This window comes from Xenorhabdus sp. SGI246, assembly GCF_040838225.1.
Lineage (GTDB): Bacteria > Pseudomonadota > Gammaproteobacteria > Enterobacterales > Enterobacteriaceae > Xenorhabdus > Xenorhabdus indica.
The window spans coordinates 1-16,044 of sequence record NZ_JBFPEZ010000053.1; the positions used below are offsets into that span (position 1 = coordinate 1).

A 16,044-nucleotide genomic window follows, 5' to 3' on the forward strand; every position below is an offset into this window, starting at 1 on the left:
TAGATGTGATCAAGAGACAGGGTAATATCCAGCCTTCTTATTTTTATAGCCACATCAGCTTATGCGGATATCTTGCCTGATCGGCAAAAAATTGATGGCTGGCTTGAAGAGTTAGGCGGCAGTAATCAATTCGATGCCAGTAAGAAAATTGACTGGGGTGTGTTACCCGGTCCTTTTTATACGCCTGAAATGGGCGTGGGGATTGGTGTGGCGGTGGTTGGGCTTTATCGCCCTGACAGTAGCGATCATATCAGTCAAAATTCTTCTCTGGGGCTCAGTGGTTTTGGATCATCCACGGGTGCATTTGGCCTGAATTTTACCAATTACAATTTTCTTGCCAATGATCAATGGAGGTTATTTATTTCCGGTACGCTCAATAACATCCCTACCTATTATTGGGGGCAAGGTTATCGTGCCGGGAAGGAGAATCGCAATAAAGAAAGCTATCGCTCGCAGGAGTTTGATATTCGCCCCCGTGTGCTTTATCGCGTTGCGGATGCAACCTACATGGGATTAGGCTGGAATTTCTCATCCGTCAATGCCAGTGACACCAATGCCAAGGCAAAGAAATATTTTGCACAGTCCGTTGGTGGTCCTTCTGTCATAAGTTCTGGTGTCAGTGCATATTTCAGTTATGACACACGGGATTTTTTGCCTAACCCTCAGCATGGTCAAACTATTGAGCTTATTTATACCTATTTTTCCCCTGAATTAGGGGCAGATCATCATTTTCATATCACTCAATTACAGTTTTCGACTTATCACCCGCTATCTGAAAAAACTGTGCTAGCCTTTGATAATTATGCCCGTTTTAGTGCAGGTGATGTACCGTGGAACCAATTATCTCTGTTGGGGAATAGTCGGCGTATGCGTGGCTACTATGAAGGGCGCTATCGCGACAAAAACATCTTCACCACTCAATTGGAGTTAAGGCATAAGCTGGACTGGCGCCACGGTATTGTTGGTTGGATAGGGACGGGAACATTGAGTGATACCCCTTCAAAATTGGGTGAAAGGCATTGGCTTCCTTCAATTGGCGTGGGCTATCGTTTTGAGTTTAAACCACGTATGAACGTCAGGTTAGATTTTGGTATCGGAAAAGACAGTACCGGGTTCTATTTTCAGGTTGGAGAAGCATTTTGAAGCATTGGGTAACATTGTTTCTAAGTTTTCTGTTGATAGCGTGCCAAAGTAAATCAGCCCCTGTTACACCTACGCCTGTCGAGCCGATGCTCAGAAGTGACACAGATGAACAGGCGGAAACTGATTGGCCAGTTCTGAGCCCTCTTGAACCTCCTGAGGGATTAAGAGCGTGCTGTGTATTCGGTTACAACCTTAAAGCAGAGGCATTGGGGATCCCTATGCCTCTCTATAGCATCGACAATATTGTTGAAACTGAAAAACTAGGAAAGCATCACTATAACGATAGTGTTTTGGGAGCGAGTGCTGCGTTATTAGGGGTCAGTAATGAAAAAATTGGTTTGCTATATACCGAGAAAGGCGGGTTTATTGATATTTCTCATGTAAGGGATACCGCAGACTATACCCTTTATTTATTTAGCCAGATTTATGCTCACCTTGGGCAAGAGTGGGTGCTGACGCTGGATAATGAGCTTGCAGCGCGTAAGATCCACTTTTTTGCATTTACACCGCCGGAAGATCCCGCTGAACGTTATACTTTGAGTGCTTATCTGGCCGCAAAACTGGCTTTTCAGTTAGCCGCCTGGCATGAAATTGCCCAATGGTACGGCTATCAGTCTATTCCCGGATTCTCAGAAGCTGTTTCGGCATTTTCCCCGGAAGACCTCTATTCCAATTTGTTGGGTGCGAGATTGGCATTGACGCTGATTTTGCAAGGTCAGGCATCTTCCGTAAGTCAGTTTTCTGCTGCGATCGCAAGTATTTTACCAATCACATTACATGAACTGGGTGCTTACAATAGATCAGGCACAAAAGAGATGCTTGATAAGGTTGATGGTGTATGGTGGAACAGTTATCAGCGTATTCCGCAAAAATTTCTGTTGCTGCGCAGGAACTATGAAACCCAGGATGATCGCTATCCATCAATGCCATTTGATAAAGAGAAGTTTGCTTTACGTCTCTCTTTGCCTGAGTCTTATCAACATTTCTCGCTGGATAAGTTGGCAGAATTCCAGTTATGGCCAACGGATAAGATGAAAAACCTACCTGTGCCACAACGCTATTGGACAGTGAAAGATTTTCCAATGCTGGCGGAAGAAGCTGAAAAGCAGGACATCAAACAGTTGTTGAATAACAAATAGTTGTTTATGTTTTATCTCCCGACTAAATAAGATTAAATATTAATCCCCAAGTTGGGGATTTAGCAGGAAGTGTAGTTTAGCCACGCTTCCTGCTATATCAATTATGCTGACAAGACGATTTTCAATGCTTTTTCTTGGGCTGCATGACTAAATACGTCATAAGCGGTTTCTATTTCATCCAATGGATAATAATGAGTGACCAGCTTTTCAGGTGCGATTCGGCCGGATTGAACGCTTTTCAATAGCATGGGAGTACTGCTTGTATTGACCAGTCCTGTGGTAATAGTGATGTTTTTGATCCAGAGATTTTCCAGATGTAAATCGACAGATTTACCGTGGACTCCCACATTAGCAATAAATCCACCCGCTGCAATGATGTCCTGACATATTTTGAAAGTTGCAGGGATACCCACACACTCAATAGCAACGTCTACACCAAAGCCACCAGTCAGTTTGTTGATAATTTCTGCTACGTTTTGTCGTGTCGGATTGATGATTGTGTTAGCGCCGAGCTGCTGAGCGACACTAAGACGGTTATCATCATTATCGATCATGATGATGTGTGCCGGAGAGTAGAATTGTGATGCCAGTAGTGCCGATAGTCCGACAGGCCCTGCACCAATCAAGGCGATAGTATTTCCGGGTTGAACTCTGCCATTGATAACCCCAATTTCAAAGCCTGTTGGCAGGATGTCACTCAGCATTAAGGCAGCTTCTTCATCGACACCATCTGGCAGGGGATGAAGACTGTTATCAGCATGGGGAATACGTACTTTTTCTGCCTGTGTACCATCAATCTTATGCCCCAGGATCCAGCCACCATCTTTACAGTGCGCATAAAGCTGACGTTTACAATGAATACAACTACCGCAGACGGTGATACAGGAAATAATCACTTTATCACCGACCCTGATATTGCGGACTGATTCTCCAACTGACTCAACGATCCCAATGCCTTCATGTCCTAATGTCCGGCCTTGCTCGACAGTAGGAACGTCTCCTTTGAGGATATGCAGGTCTGTGCCGCAGATTGTTGTTTTGACGATGCGGATAATAGCATCTGTTGGTTCGATAAGTTGGGGTGGCGCTTTTTCTTCCCAGAGTTTTTTTCCGGCTCCGTGATAAACAAGTGCTTTCATATAACCCCCTTCACAGGTGATGGTTGTCACTTACGTTATTAGTTGTTTGAAGTTTAGCAGATATATAACGTTCTCGATCTTCGGGGGTATTCTCTGAGCCAAACATATACAAGTTGGTTCTTGGAATTTGTTATCTCTGGAAGGCGTGAAACAGGAAAGAAACAGCCCCTGTTGGGGCTGTATGTATCACTCGTCTTGTTGTTGTTCTTCTTTTTTTTCTTTAGCTGCCTGGAGTTTCTCTTTATCTGTCATTTCCTGTTTCTTTTTCAGTTTTTGCCAGATGCGGCTTTCCTGGCCTCGCCAGAGACGTTGGATATTATCATGGTGTCGCATAAGTATCAGACATGAAAGCATTGCGACAGGAAAGGTGAATTCCGGTTTGAACCACCAGACGTAGAAAGGCACGACGAGGGCACCAATGATTGCGCCTAATGAGGAGTAGCCGCTCAATAATACGGTCAGTACCCATGTCCCGGCAACCAATCCCATTAAATCCCAACCAATGGCAGCAATAGAGCCGAATGCGGTGGCGACACCTTTGCCTCCTTTGAAATGGAAAAAGATTGGGTAAATATGTCCTAAACAGGCAGCGATAGCGATAATGCCTAAATAAAAAGGTTGAATGTCGAGTTTATATGCCAGCCAAACAGGGATCATGCCTTTCAGTACATCGCAGATCAGTACTGCCAGCGCGGCAGCTTTGCCGCCAATACGCAGTACATTTGTTGCTCCCGGATTACCGGAACCATGCTGGCGAGGATCGGGTAATCCTGCCAGACGACAGATCAATATCGCGCTGGATATAGAGCCACACAGATACGCGAAGATGATCATACCAAGCGCGATAGCACTCATAAGATATCTCCAATGAATAAAGGTCGTTTTCTTTACTATAACAATGGATAATACGCACATTTAGCCGGAAGTGGTATCCGGTGAACCGAAAAACGGAGAAACGGCGTGATGGATATCGTATTTATTGAACAATTAAGCGTCATTACTACCATTGGCGTATATGATTGGGAACAAACAATTAAGCAAAAGCTGGTGTTTGATATCGAAATAGGTTGGGACAATAAATGTGCAGCTTCCAGTGATGATGTTGAGCACTGTCTGGACTATGCCAAAGTCAGTGAAACAGTGATCCGGCATGTGGAAAATCAGCGATTTGCTTTAGTTGAACGTGTGGCAGAAGAAGTGGCTGATGTTTTGCTGAAGCAGTTTAAGGCGCCGTGGATCAGAATTAAAGTCAGTAAACCAGGCGCAGTAGCACAAGCAAAAAGTGTCGGTGTCATGATTGAACGCAGAGCGAGTTAATGCTGATTTTGTTGCCAGTGAGTAATGGCGAGTTGTCGTTGTCGCTCTAACTCTGTACGGATTTCAGCCCCCTGAAAACCACGGGCAATGATCTGCTGAACATTAACCTGGCTGGCAATCGCAAAAGCTTCCCGCAAATATTTTTCAGGTGGATAAACAGATGCTTTTAGCTCTGTACAGGCCAGGGCATCGGCTTTACTACAGACAGCTAATTGCTCGATACGTTGAGGTTTTCGCCACGCGTCAATGGTATTGAACAGTATTAACAATTTTTCTGCCGATAATTGTTCAGCAATATGTACCCAGTCATAATATTGCGCCACGATACCAGCAAGGTCACGTACTGAATGAGGTACGCGCAACCGTTCGCACATCTGCTTAATTTGTTTGTTTCCGGTGTGAGTGCAAAGTGAGGCGAAGCGGATATCGATATCAGTACTCAGTTGTGTGGACATTTGCAGGATATTCAGAGAATGAATTCCCATATCCTTCGTCATAGAAGTCACACCAAACAGATTATCGATTTCAGGGAAAAGGAGCGCCAGAGCACCACAGTCACGTAACACCTGGAAATAAACGTGTGGAGATTGTGAGGCGAGTGCTTTTTCCGTTTCCCGCCAAACCCGTTCAGGTGTTAACGATGATAACTCACCGCTCGCTGTCATTTCAGAGATCAGTGTTTGCGTTTCTTTAGCAATGGAAAAGCCTAAATGAGCAAATCGGGCAGCAAAACGTGCCAGACGCAGTACACGTAGTGGGTCTTCTGAAAACGCTTCCGAAACATGACGCAGGATACGATACTTAAGATCTTCTGTACCGTGATAAGGGTCGATCAATTCACCTTCAGGAGTTTGTGCAATGGCATTAATGGTCAGATCCCGACGTAACAGATCTTCTTCCAAAGTAACATCGGGAGCCGAGTAACAGGTAAAGCCGGTATACCCCTGACCGGATTTTCTCTCTGTCCGTGCCAGTGCATATTCTTCATGAGTCTTGGGATGCAGAAAAACCGGAAAATCTTTTCCAACTTGTTGGTATCCCTGAGATAACAGTTCTTCCGGGTTGCCACCAACGACAACCCAGTCTCTTTCTGTAATCGGCAGATCCAGCAGTTGATCACGAACGGCACCACCAACCAAATAAACTTTCACTCTTGTGTCCTTAAACTTACCGCCTTTAAATCAGTTCATCCAACGATCTTTGCGTTTACGACGTGGAACGATATGTGGCAGTAAAAGACCTAACAATAAACCAATACCTGCAACTGCACCACCATACATGAACCACTGCAAAATAATGGCTCTTTGCTTATCATCCAGTTGTAAGTTGGCGATTTCGACTTTTTTCTCCGCTACAGTCAGCTTGCTCTGGAGCTTTGCATTCTCTGTTTTTAAATCGTTGATGATTTTATCGCTGGCTGCCACTTTGTTCTGCATCTCTGCGGTGCGTTGATTCCAGCTATTATCAATATTAGCCAATTGTTCGGTCAGAGTTTTGATCTTCTGCTCCATAGCGGGAATGCGTTCACGCAGGCTAGGAATAGCGCTGAGCTCACTGGTTAAGATCCAGCTTGTACGCCCTTTATTATCCCTTATTTGTGAATAGCCATTCTCTGATTTTGGATTGACCAGAACAACCTCAGCACCGGCATTTAATGAACCCATAATGCGATGTTGATTACTGGGGCCGCTGCGAGTGTAAGCTGATAATTCATCAGAGACATAACGTTTTTCCTCAGCATACACGGATAATGGAAGTGTAAGACCGAGTAATAAAATAAGTAATCGATGTAATTTTTGCATTCTGTCTTCTACTGTTTTTGGTGTATGGGTTACAAACTGATAGGGTTGCAAACTGATAGTAAAGAGTAAAGTTTGCGGGTGCAATCAGTAAACCAGAATGAATCCTCATTTAACTGACCGAATACAGGCATTGTTAGCGTTTTTTTGGTGGAGTAATACGATTACTTGGCGATGTCACACAATTATTGTTGAGATACTCAGTTGTGGTTTATTTTTCTTGTTCCTGAAAAAAATTGTGGTTAGGGTTAAATATGATCCGCCCTGTATTAGGATTAGGGTCTGTTGACGTTTTGTGAAGGGAATTTGAACGGCATGATGATCGGGTATCCTTGTTTTCGCCAAAAAACCGTTACCTTGAAACTCCATGCCGAAAACTATGTTACCCGCTCCTTTGTGGAATAAGCTATTTTTATTCATGCAACAAAATGGACTTGTCTACAACAAAGAAGAACATCGCCTCACTTTCGAAGGCATTCTTTACCGCATGAGAACGGGTATTCCATGGCGTGACTTACCGGATGAATTTGGAAAATGGAACACGGTATTTCGACGTTTTAATGCCTGGTCAAAAAAAGTTATTTTGGGTTTATTATTCAAAATATTGTCTGAAGACACTGATACCGAATGGTTGTTTATTGACGGCAGCATTGTCCGTGCACATCAGCATAGTGCGGGGGCAGCCTCAGAGGAAGATGAAGCCATTGGCAAAAGTCGTGGCGGGCTCTCAACCAAAATCCATTTAGCCGTAGACAGTTATGGTTTCCCTGTGCATTTCGAGCTTTCAGAGGGACAAACCCATGACATCGTTCATGCTGAAAGTCTCGTCGCGCAAGCCCCGGTCACAGATTTTGTGATTGCCGATAAGGGTTACGATAGCGAAGCCTTCAGGGAAGTCGTCAATCAAGCAGGCGCGACGCCGGTCATTCCCTACAGGAAAAACAGCCGCAAATCGGATAAGAAGATTGATAACTGTTTATATCGTTACCGTCATTTAGTGGAAAATACGTTTGCAAGAATCAAGTATTTTCGTGCAATAGCAAAAAGATACGATAAATTAGAGCGAAATTACGTCAGTATGTTAGCGATGGCGTTTATCATTGTCTGGCTACCCATGTGGGTGAAATAAATGATGAACATAAAACATCAACAGGCCCCAGTTAACATATTTCAACTTGCTCTGGTATTAGAAATTGCAGAGGTTAGCTTCCCTTTTGTTCCTAACCTAACTAGTAAATCCAATTATTCATAGTGAGATACCAGCAGACATGGCTGAGATGTCTTTGTACTGTGCCATCTATATGATTGTTTAGGTGAGAATATCGCCGCGTCGGCTAGAATTTAACAGTCTATAAGACTCCCCGGTTGTGTTATTGAAGTTTCAAACGAGGTGAGTCCTGAATTAGAGGTAGTCCACGGCTAGAATCTGTGACTCTGGCTCGATAGCATAAAAAGCATGTGGTACCCATGAGTCTATGTAGATCGAATCACCAGTGCCCAAATTGCTGTGTCGTATAATACCCGAAGTATTTTGCCAAATTATCCCCACTTTGCCTGACAGTATATACACTACCTCTTTCACATGATGCCCGGCATTTGGCCGAGCTTGATGCCGAGTGCTTAACGGTGTAGTTCGTAATACCAACAAATTGGGATCTAGTGGTGTGGTAAGTACATGACGGTAATAGTAGCCTCCACGGAGTAAATCGCCTTTAATACGTGTATACAGGCTGTCCTTACGAGTAATGGTTACCAGTTCGTTTTGTACTGTATTTTCTCTATGATATGCTGCAATATATTCACTAGCCAATAAAGAAGTGTGTTGACTTAATGCGAAAAGCTGCTCGAAATTCTCGATTTCTATACTGTCATCTCTGACACAAACTAAATGGCCAATGTCGGCAAGTACCATTTTACGCCGAGCCAACAGTTGCTCAATAGTTTTACGGGTTAGCGATATCATAGTTATGCATCTCTCTGCATTAGGCTGTCATACAGGAGACAAACAGCCTGATATGATAGATCACCTTTTTTCAGTGTCGCTACTTCGCGTACAAGTGCTAGCAGCTCTCCAAGTCGTTTTTCATCCCAAGAGTGCCCCTGATAGTCTAGAGCATACTTCAGTGACGCTTTGCCAGAATGTTTGCCAATAACGATTCTACGTTCACCATTGACCATTTTGGGATCTATCGGCTCAAACGTGGAACCATTTTTTAACGTACCGTTAGCATGAATACCCGATTCATGGGCGAACACATTGCAACCGATAATTGGTTGCCAAGGGTATATCTTAACTCCTGATGCACTGGCGATTTTCTGAGCTAGTACTTTCAAGTGAGTGGTATTAATTCCCAAATCTACACCATAATGGACTAATAGTGTCATTACGGTTTGAGCCATATCAGGCATTCCTGCACGTTCACCAATACCGTTAATAGTAGTATGGAAATAGCGCGCACCAGCGCACAACCCAGCAATAGTATTGGCAACACCATAACCAAAGTCATTATGTGCGTGGCATTGAGTATCAATATCCACTTTATGGATTAGTTGCTCAATTATGTGACTATATTGCTGTGGTGTAAGGATACCAACTGTATCAGACAGGCGGAGGCGATCAGCTCCCGCTTCTTTAACGGCAGCGGCATATTCTATAACAAAATCAAGTTCAGAACGCCCAACATCCTCGGCGCTGATGGAAACAAATGCACCCCGTTGTTTGGCGTAATCTACTAACTGGCAGGCCTGACTAACCAACCAAGAGCGGCTTTTAGCCAAGCTATCGTCAAGATGGATTGCTGAGGTTGGTAGTCCAATATGAATATGGTTAAATCCTAGGTCTAGCGAAGCGGAAATGTCTTCCTTCACTCCGCGGTTCCAGCCTATAAGGTGAATATCGCTGTCCTCAACACGCTCGAGCATCATACGTAGCGTCCGGCTTTCACTGCCACCCATAGCGTTTATACCTGCTTCAATCCATTGCACACCACTGCTGATCAGTGCATCAAGAATAGCCAGTTTTTCTTCACCAGTGAAAGCAACTCCGGGAGCCTGTTCTCCATCGCGGAGCGTGGTATCTTCGAGAATTATATTATGATTAATGGTCATTTAATTTCTTTTCCTCATTAATGAATTTGAAATACTCACACTGATCCTGTTCATCGCCATATTTTTCCTTCACTTGGTTGAATAGCCTGATTGCTGCGTCAGATATTGGGTAATTTCTAGAAATATCAGCTAAGCTACTTGCTAGATATAAATCTTTACAGCGAACTGCTAATGACACATCACTAGGTCTGAGGTTATTTTTGAGATAATGCAGAGCTACATCCATATAAGCTGAACGCCCACGACAGGTAGTTAGAACACTGTGCAACTCATCTAAGGCAAGACCGTGTGTCAAGCCTATGTTCAGCACCTCAAATGCTCCCAATAAATTGATACTTTCAGCGAGATTGTTAATTATTTTTAATTTTTGTGCATCAGAGTGATTTGTTAGCCAAGTAATTTTATCGGCAAATCGGCTAATAAAGGGTTCAATTATCGCACGTATCGCAGGTTGTACAGCTACGATTGCTGCCAATGTACCGTTATTCGCTCCTTCCACACCACCAGAAACTGGACAGGATATATATTTTTTTCCTTTCATCTCAGCAATATGGGCATTATGCGCTGCACTTTTTGGGGATATAGTGCTGGTATCAATAATCATGCAACCATAGCGACATTGATGTAGCAGTCCATGCTCGCTATTGGTCAGTAGTGCTTCAGTTACTTTATCCCCTGAAAGGCATAAAATAATAATGTCGCACATGGCACTAAGTTCCGCTGGAGAGTTACACCAAACTGCACCCCTATCCAACAGATTTTTTGCTTTTTCTGGTGTACGGTTATAAATATGCAAAACAGTATCTTGGGACAACAGCCGTAAACAGATCGCATGCCCCATACGGCCTAAACCAATAAATCCTATGTTGTACATGTTGCATTCCTGAATCAAATGAATGCACAAGGTAGTGAATACTATATTCGCTTCATGCGGTGCATATATGGTAATTCAACCATTCTGATTATTTTAGAAACCCATCAACATCTCCAATACAGTCTGACTTCGTATGAGTTACCCAAATTTGTGCAATACTAAGTTGTCCACATACATACGAAGTGGAATATAGCTTCTTTTAATCAGTAACATCCGCAATTAATAGTGAATTCTCACATATTCCCAGTGCAATTAATAACGACTATCTTTATTGTTTGATGAGATACAGCGCCTCAGTTTTATCTGAGGCACTGGAAAAAGTAGTCATCAACGACACTATTCATAATTAATGGCAATAATTTCGGATTTTTCCTGTTTCGAATGGTTAGTGAAACTGTGTGGCACAAACGGGGTAATAAAAATAGAATCTCCCTCATTTAGAATTTCTTCATGCTGTTGCTGTGCACCATCCAGCCACTGTACTCGTACTGTACCGCGTGTTACATATACCACTTCTCGTGTACCATGCCCGGAATTAAGTCGTAGTGGCTGGGTTTCATTACTATGTAAGTCTAGGCGTAATGCCATTAATCCAGGATCCGCTTTGGTGGTTACTAGATGATGATAGGTGTAATAATGCACACCATCACGGATTTCATCACGACTGAATGTTTCATCACGGCGTGCAATTTTTACTCCATCGTCCAAATCGCTACACGGTTCTTCCCGATAAAACACACTTAACGGTACAGCAATATGATCGGAAAAATTTTTCAATGCCTGAAATGAAGGGAAAACGATATCATCATTATGAATGTTTGCAATTCCTGCTAGCTGTTCCAGTGTCATTTTACGGCTAGAGAGAATGGAAGATATGTGTTGTTTCGGGAAAGATATATTTTGTATATTCATGATAGTTTCCTAAGCCATAATAGTAGTACGATAGATTTTAGACATTTCAACCAGACGCTTGCTGCAATTGGAAAAATGGTGATATTGATGATTCCTACGAAAGGCATATCGTAGCGGATGTTGATCACTGCATTCGTCCTCACTCAGAATGCTATGACAAGCACCAATCTGGATATAGGTATGGGAATCGGATCCACCAGTGGTTGACAGTCCATATTTTTGTGACAATGCAATATATTGTTCTGCATTGTCCAAATCTTTCGCAGGTACTTCAATGGCATTTATGTAACGAGCTAATTCGTCATGGTCAGGATAGGTTTTATTCGGCCAGAAAATATGATGTGCTACCAAGGTAAACCAACCACCATATGTAGAAAGTTCATCATATAATTCAGACAGAGTATAAGCTCCTGCGTTATGATTAAGTTTCAGTAACGTATCAAGCGAAGTATGAACACCAATATTTGTACCATTAACAAGCTGTAATTCCGCTCCAGGATAAAGCTTTATTCCCTGGCGGGTTAAAATATATTCTGGGAATATTTCTGCGTGAAGTAAATTATCAATAAACAATGCACGCATTAAATTATCATAACCGACAGCTTCAATATGTTCGGTAATACATAATGCAGATATTTGACTAGTCTTGGCAATATCTAGAATATAATTAATTGTCTGTATATCGACTGTCATTTGTTTTTTGCTCACTAATAAGTGAACATGGGTATCTATTTTCATTAGATTTAAATCTCATAGGTTATAGTTGAAAAAATCAACAAAAATTAAACGTAGAGACCATATTTATGTTCCGCTGTTTTCAGTTCTTCATAATCTAAAATATTAAAAACTTCATTCAAGCTGGAAAGTTGAGAATCAATATAGTGAATGCTTTGTTGTTTTTTAATCTCACAAGCAATACTTTTCATATTATGTAGTGACGCACGCATTAAATGGTTAGCACAGATATAAAACGAAACTCCGGCCTGTTCTAATGTTTCTAATGCTAGTGCTGTATATGTAGTAGGTGCTACAACCAGAGGACAACGACGGTTCCATTTTCTAGCAAAATCGATAACTTCCATACCATCGCTTTTTTTGGAATGAATGAATATTGCGTCAGCACCAGCGGCATGGTAGCGTTCTGCACGCTCTAATGCGGCATCCACACCCAGCCCAGCAATCAATGCCTCAGTGCGGGCAATTACGACAAAATCATCGTTAGTTTTGGTATCCTGTGCTGCTTTAATTTTACCAATAAACTCATTACATGGTGTAAGGGTATGTCCACCACTGATAAACGAGTTCATTTTAGGAAATAATTTATCTTCTATAGATATACCAGCTATACCGTAATGTGATAGTCGTTTAACAATATGACGAACATTGTTAAAGTTTCCGTAACCGGAATCACCATCGAACAAAATAGGTATATTCACTGCATCATATATTAACTCAACAATATTAATTATTTGGCTCCAAGATGCTTCATTGCAATCTCGTAGCCCCATAGAACTGGAAATAGATAACCCAGAGGCCCATATTGCAGCATAATGAGCCTCTTCAACTACGCGGGCGGACAGTCCATTATGAGCCTCTAATATCAGTTCTAGCTTGTTATCATTCAATAATTCTCTTAATTTTCTTGCGGAATTCATAGTGGCATTTCTCTTTAAACTTCCAGCTTTTTGAGCCATAATGGTTATAATTTATATTGAAAATTATCATCTTAAAATCATGAGTTTTTTTATGGTTTAGTCAAACTTAGAAATCTACTCAATCAAATTGCTGATTGATTGCTAAAATATTAAATCACTACTTTTTTATATTATAATTACTATAATATAATAACTAAACAACGCCTCATAATTGAAATGCTAAGACTGGAATAAAGATTAACTTCTCTCAGCACGAGGAATCAAGTGCTTTTCTATTTATTTCGAAGTCTATTTAGAATCTATTAATGTTTAATGCATGAATAATATTTCCTTGGTTTTTCTTTATTTTTAAAATAATATTCCATTAATTTCAATAAAATAATTTATCTTTTAGTTATCTGAGGTAAATAATATTTTCAATTGAACTTTATTTTGAATGCTTTCACAAAGAAAACGATTTTTTTGAAAAGCAATAGAAAATATGTCAGTTTAATTTTGTATTCATTGAATTAACTCAACGTCTAATTAGGACAGTTTTACTGTCTATAAAACTGGATTTATTATTTTTTTGTAAAAAATTTATTTTATATTATTGATATTGTATTTATGTTTAATTCTTTTTGCAGTAAAGATAAATACAATGGAATTTATTACAGATAAAATTATCAAAGAAGTAAATCCGATTATTATTTTATCTGTTTTTAAATTTATAAAAACAGTATATAAAAGAATAATTGTTGTTATAAATACATAACTACCTGATTGCATTCCAAAAGTATAAAGAGAGTTTTTAGAATATAATCCTAAGTAGGAAAAAAAAATAGGTTGCATGATCATATTTGCTAAGAATATTAGTAGCATAAAAATAACATATAATATTCCAGAATTTATATTCATAGAGATGAAGCATAATCCAAGGGAAATTAATTGCATCATATTCCCTATTATTATTTTTTTTTCAAGTTTAGTTGATTTTGTTACCATTATAATAACAATGGCACAAGGAAACCATATCATTAATAATATTATATACATTTTAGTCATATCAATGTAATTAAAATACATTATTCGTATTGCAGGCATAATCATTAATAGTAAAAAAAAACAGACATTTATTATTACTAAATTTAAAAAAGAAAGAATAACTATGCGATTATTTTTTTTAAGTGATGAAATTGGGAATGCGTCATTTTTTTTAATGGTTTTATCCTTATTTAAAACTAAGTAAACAACAAAAGATATCATATATATAATGAAAGAAAATAGATCTGCAGATGTGCGATTATTTAAATTAAAAAAAGAGAACGTAATTGGAATTAAAAATGGAAGGCATAATAAAGCAAGGCTTAAAATAGAAAAGCTTTTATTTGTTTTTTTTTCGTTTCCTTCTGTTATAAGAATATTTCTTCCTAATATAACAGTAAATCCACTCATTACTCCCCATATAATCCTATGGGTAGCATCAACCCAGACTGATATAACCATCCATTCTTTTGAAAATAGAAAGCAATTTATTGCTGCCAATGATAAAGATAATATAAAGATATTTTTCTTAAGGAAAACACTTCTTATTTTTCTAATAAGAAAAGATATCGTCATGCAACCGATGGATAGCCCTATTAAATAAGAAAACATTGGTGCGTACGTATTTAATATTTCTCCTCCTTCCTTTAGTGTCTTATCTATCCAAATAGTCAATCCTGACGAGCCAGTTATATTAGCTATGCTTAATAATATGCTCAGTATGATAGTTTTATTGTTTATCATTGTGATTATTTCCTATGTTTATTTATTGAAATTTACGTTTCATTCAAAATAAAAAATTTCTTTATAGAAATGCTTATTATTATATGATTTATTATGGTTTTGCACATTTAATACGGTTCTATTAATGGATTTTAGTATTTGGTTTGAGTTCTATTGAATTTTAAAAGGGGGTTCTTTAATACACAATAACTGCTCAATAATATGAAACTTCATACTAACTTTTGATTTAGTAACATTAGATGACAAACATTCTGGTTTGCTTGGGACACACTGACGCGTTCCGCTTGTCTTCTCCGAGTTACCGGGCTAATACATTAACCCGGTATATATGGACACCGACTTAATTCAAGTGAGTGGGTAAATTTTTCTGACAACGTAGTCGCAAACATATCTTCGGCTTCAGCGAGCCCTGATGAAAATCCGCACTCTCTGTTCTCATTAATTCGATAGTCTCGATAGACTGACCGGGTTACCAGGTTCACAGAGAGTCGGTACTACCTGCCAATGACATCAACTTATGGACTTTTGCTACATAAAGGGTGACTCATCGCGCTTCATAACTTGATTGTTGGTTGATTAGTGCCCACGCTATTCGGGCATTTTTATTTGCCAGCGCTACTGCTGCCTTATTGAGTCCACTACGGGTTATCACGCCTTTTAACCAACGCTGCAATCCATTACATCGTTGGATTACTTTGGGGAAGTAGGGGCTGTTGACGTTTTGTGAAGGGAGTTTGAACGGCATGATGATCGGGTATCCTTGTTTTCGCCAAAAAACCGTTACCTTGAGAACACCATGCCGAGAACTATGTTACCAGCTCCTTTGTGGAATAAGCTATTTTTATTCATGCAACAAAATGGACTTGTCTACAACAAAGAAGAACATCGCCTCACTTTCGGAGGTATTCTTTACCGCATAAGAACGGGTATTCCATGGTGTGACTTACCGGATGAATTTGGAAAATGGAACACGGTATTTCGACGTTTTAATGCCTGGTCAAAAAAAGCTATTTTGGGTTTATTATTCAAAAATACGTTTGCAAGAATCAAGCATTTTCGTGCAATAGCGACAAGATACGATAAATTAGAGCGAAATTACGCCAGTATGTTAGCGCTGGCGTTTATCATTGTCTGGCTACCCATGTGGGCGGAATAAATGATGAACATAAAACATCAACAGGCCCTAATTGA

General features: G+C 40.1%; 16 protein-coding genes and 1 pseudogene. 5 read left to right on the plus strand and 12 right to left on the minus strand.

The genetic code is table 11. The annotated features are described in order from the left end of the window. The first annotated feature begins 24 nt into the window (after window positions 1–24). Together ABLA85_RS13145 and ABLA85_RS13150 are read left to right on the plus strand one after the other, a co-directional pair. Window positions 25–1,143 (plus strand): BamA/TamA family outer membrane protein, encoded by a 1,119-nt coding sequence (locus tag ABLA85_RS13145; protein WP_367964826.1) that lies wholly within the window; start codon window positions 25–27, stop codon window positions 1,141–1,143. After that, a complete protein-coding gene (locus ABLA85_RS13150; protein ID WP_367964828.1) occupies window positions 1,137–2,282 on the plus strand; it encodes a DUF4056 domain-containing protein in 1,146 nt (381 codons plus the stop codon). The genes ABLA85_RS13145 and ABLA85_RS13150 overlap by 7 nt, the downstream gene beginning before the upstream one ends. Window positions 2,283–2,383: 101 nt before the next feature. On the opposite strand, the gene ABLA85_RS13155 is transcribed toward ABLA85_RS13150, so the two are convergent. Both ABLA85_RS13155 and plsY read right to left on the minus strand, forming a co-directional pair. Continuing rightward, on the minus strand, window positions 2,384–3,421 hold the full coding sequence (locus ABLA85_RS13155; RefSeq protein WP_367964752.1) for a zinc-dependent alcohol dehydrogenase family protein: 1,038 nt from the start codon (window positions 3,419–3,421) through the stop codon (window positions 2,384–2,386). A 186-nt stretch (window positions 3,422–3,607) separates the two neighbouring features. Then, entirely contained in the window at window positions 3,608–4,276 is a 669-nt protein-coding gene (plsY, locus tag ABLA85_RS13160; protein WP_367964754.1) for a glycerol-3-phosphate 1-O-acyltransferase PlsY, read from the minus strand. A gap of 108 nt (window positions 4,277–4,384) precedes the next feature. On the opposite strand from plsY, the gene folB reads away from it, so the two are divergent. Beyond that, window positions 4,385–4,738, plus strand: a complete 354-nt coding sequence (folB, locus tag ABLA85_RS13165) for a bifunctional dihydroneopterin aldolase/7,8-dihydroneopterin epimerase (protein WP_367964830.1) — start codon at window positions 4,385–4,387, stop codon at window positions 4,736–4,738. Here folB and ABLA85_RS13170 read toward each other — a convergent pair. Then, complete coding sequence (locus ABLA85_RS13170; RefSeq protein WP_367964755.1) at window positions 4,735–5,889, minus strand: multifunctional CCA addition/repair protein; 1,155 nt, start codon at window positions 5,887–5,889, stop codon at window positions 4,735–4,737. The genes folB and ABLA85_RS13170 overlap by 4 nt on opposite strands. Before the next feature lie 30 nt (window positions 5,890–5,919). Beyond that, a complete protein-coding gene (locus ABLA85_RS13175; RefSeq protein ID WP_367964757.1) occupies window positions 5,920–6,540 on the minus strand; it encodes a TIGR04211 family SH3 domain-containing protein in 621 nt (206 codons plus the stop codon). A 364-nt stretch (window positions 6,541–6,904) separates the two neighbouring features. Between ABLA85_RS13175 and ABLA85_RS13180 the strand changes: the two genes are divergently transcribed. After that, window positions 6,905–7,666: an IS5 family transposase gene (locus ABLA85_RS13180; RefSeq protein WP_367964758.1), complete on the plus strand. Its 762-nt coding sequence runs from the start codon at window positions 6,905–6,907 to the stop codon at window positions 7,664–7,666. Window positions 7,667–7,939: 273 nt separating this feature from the next. Here ABLA85_RS13180 and ABLA85_RS13185 read toward each other — a convergent pair whose 3' ends face one another. From ABLA85_RS13185 to ABLA85_RS13220, 8 genes and pseudogenes are all read right to left on the minus strand, one after another. Continuing rightward, window positions 7,940–8,500 (minus strand): cupin domain-containing protein, encoded by a 561-nt coding sequence (locus tag ABLA85_RS13185; RefSeq protein WP_367964760.1) that lies wholly within the window; start codon window positions 8,498–8,500, stop codon window positions 7,940–7,942. 2 nt (window positions 8,501–8,502) lie between these two features. Continuing rightward, window positions 8,503–9,645 carry a hypothetical protein gene (locus ABLA85_RS13190; protein ID WP_367964762.1) on the minus strand — a complete coding sequence of 381 codons (1,143 nt, stop codon included), beginning with the start codon at window positions 9,643–9,645 and terminating at the stop codon, window positions 8,503–8,505. Next, a complete protein-coding gene (locus ABLA85_RS13195; RefSeq protein WP_367964764.1) occupies window positions 9,635–10,549 on the minus strand; it encodes an NAD(P)-dependent oxidoreductase in 915 nt (304 codons plus the stop codon). The genes ABLA85_RS13190 and ABLA85_RS13195 overlap by 11 nt, the downstream gene beginning before the upstream one ends. Before the next feature lie 306 nt (window positions 10,550–10,855). Continuing rightward, window positions 10,856–11,431 (minus strand): cupin domain-containing protein, encoded by a 576-nt coding sequence (locus ABLA85_RS13200; protein ID WP_367964766.1) that lies wholly within the window; start codon window positions 11,429–11,431, stop codon window positions 10,856–10,858. A 9-nt stretch (window positions 11,432–11,440) separates the two neighbouring features. Continuing rightward, window positions 11,441–12,124: a PHP-associated domain-containing protein gene (locus ABLA85_RS13205; RefSeq protein WP_367964767.1), complete on the minus strand. Its 684-nt coding sequence runs from the start codon at window positions 12,122–12,124 to the stop codon at window positions 11,441–11,443. 89 nt (window positions 12,125–12,213) lie between these two features. After that, on the minus strand, window positions 12,214–13,125 hold the full coding sequence (gene aepX / locus ABLA85_RS13210) for a phosphoenolpyruvate mutase (RefSeq protein ID WP_367964769.1): 912 nt from the start codon (window positions 13,123–13,125) through the stop codon (window positions 12,214–12,216). 540 nt (window positions 13,126–13,665) lie between these two features. Next, a complete protein-coding gene (locus ABLA85_RS13215; RefSeq protein ID WP_367964770.1) occupies window positions 13,666–14,853 on the minus strand; it encodes a hypothetical protein in 1,188 nt (395 codons plus the stop codon). 544 nt (window positions 14,854–15,397) lie between these two features. Then, window positions 15,398–15,517: pseudogene (locus ABLA85_RS13220) on the minus strand (IS110 family transposase); the annotation flags it as partial. A gap of 132 nt (window positions 15,518–15,649) precedes the next feature. On the opposite strand from ABLA85_RS13220, the gene ABLA85_RS13225 reads away from it, so the two are divergent. Further along, entirely contained in the window at window positions 15,650–16,009 is a 360-nt protein-coding gene (locus ABLA85_RS13225; RefSeq protein ID WP_367964772.1) for a transposase, read from the plus strand. Window positions 16,010–16,044 lie beyond the last annotated feature (35 nt).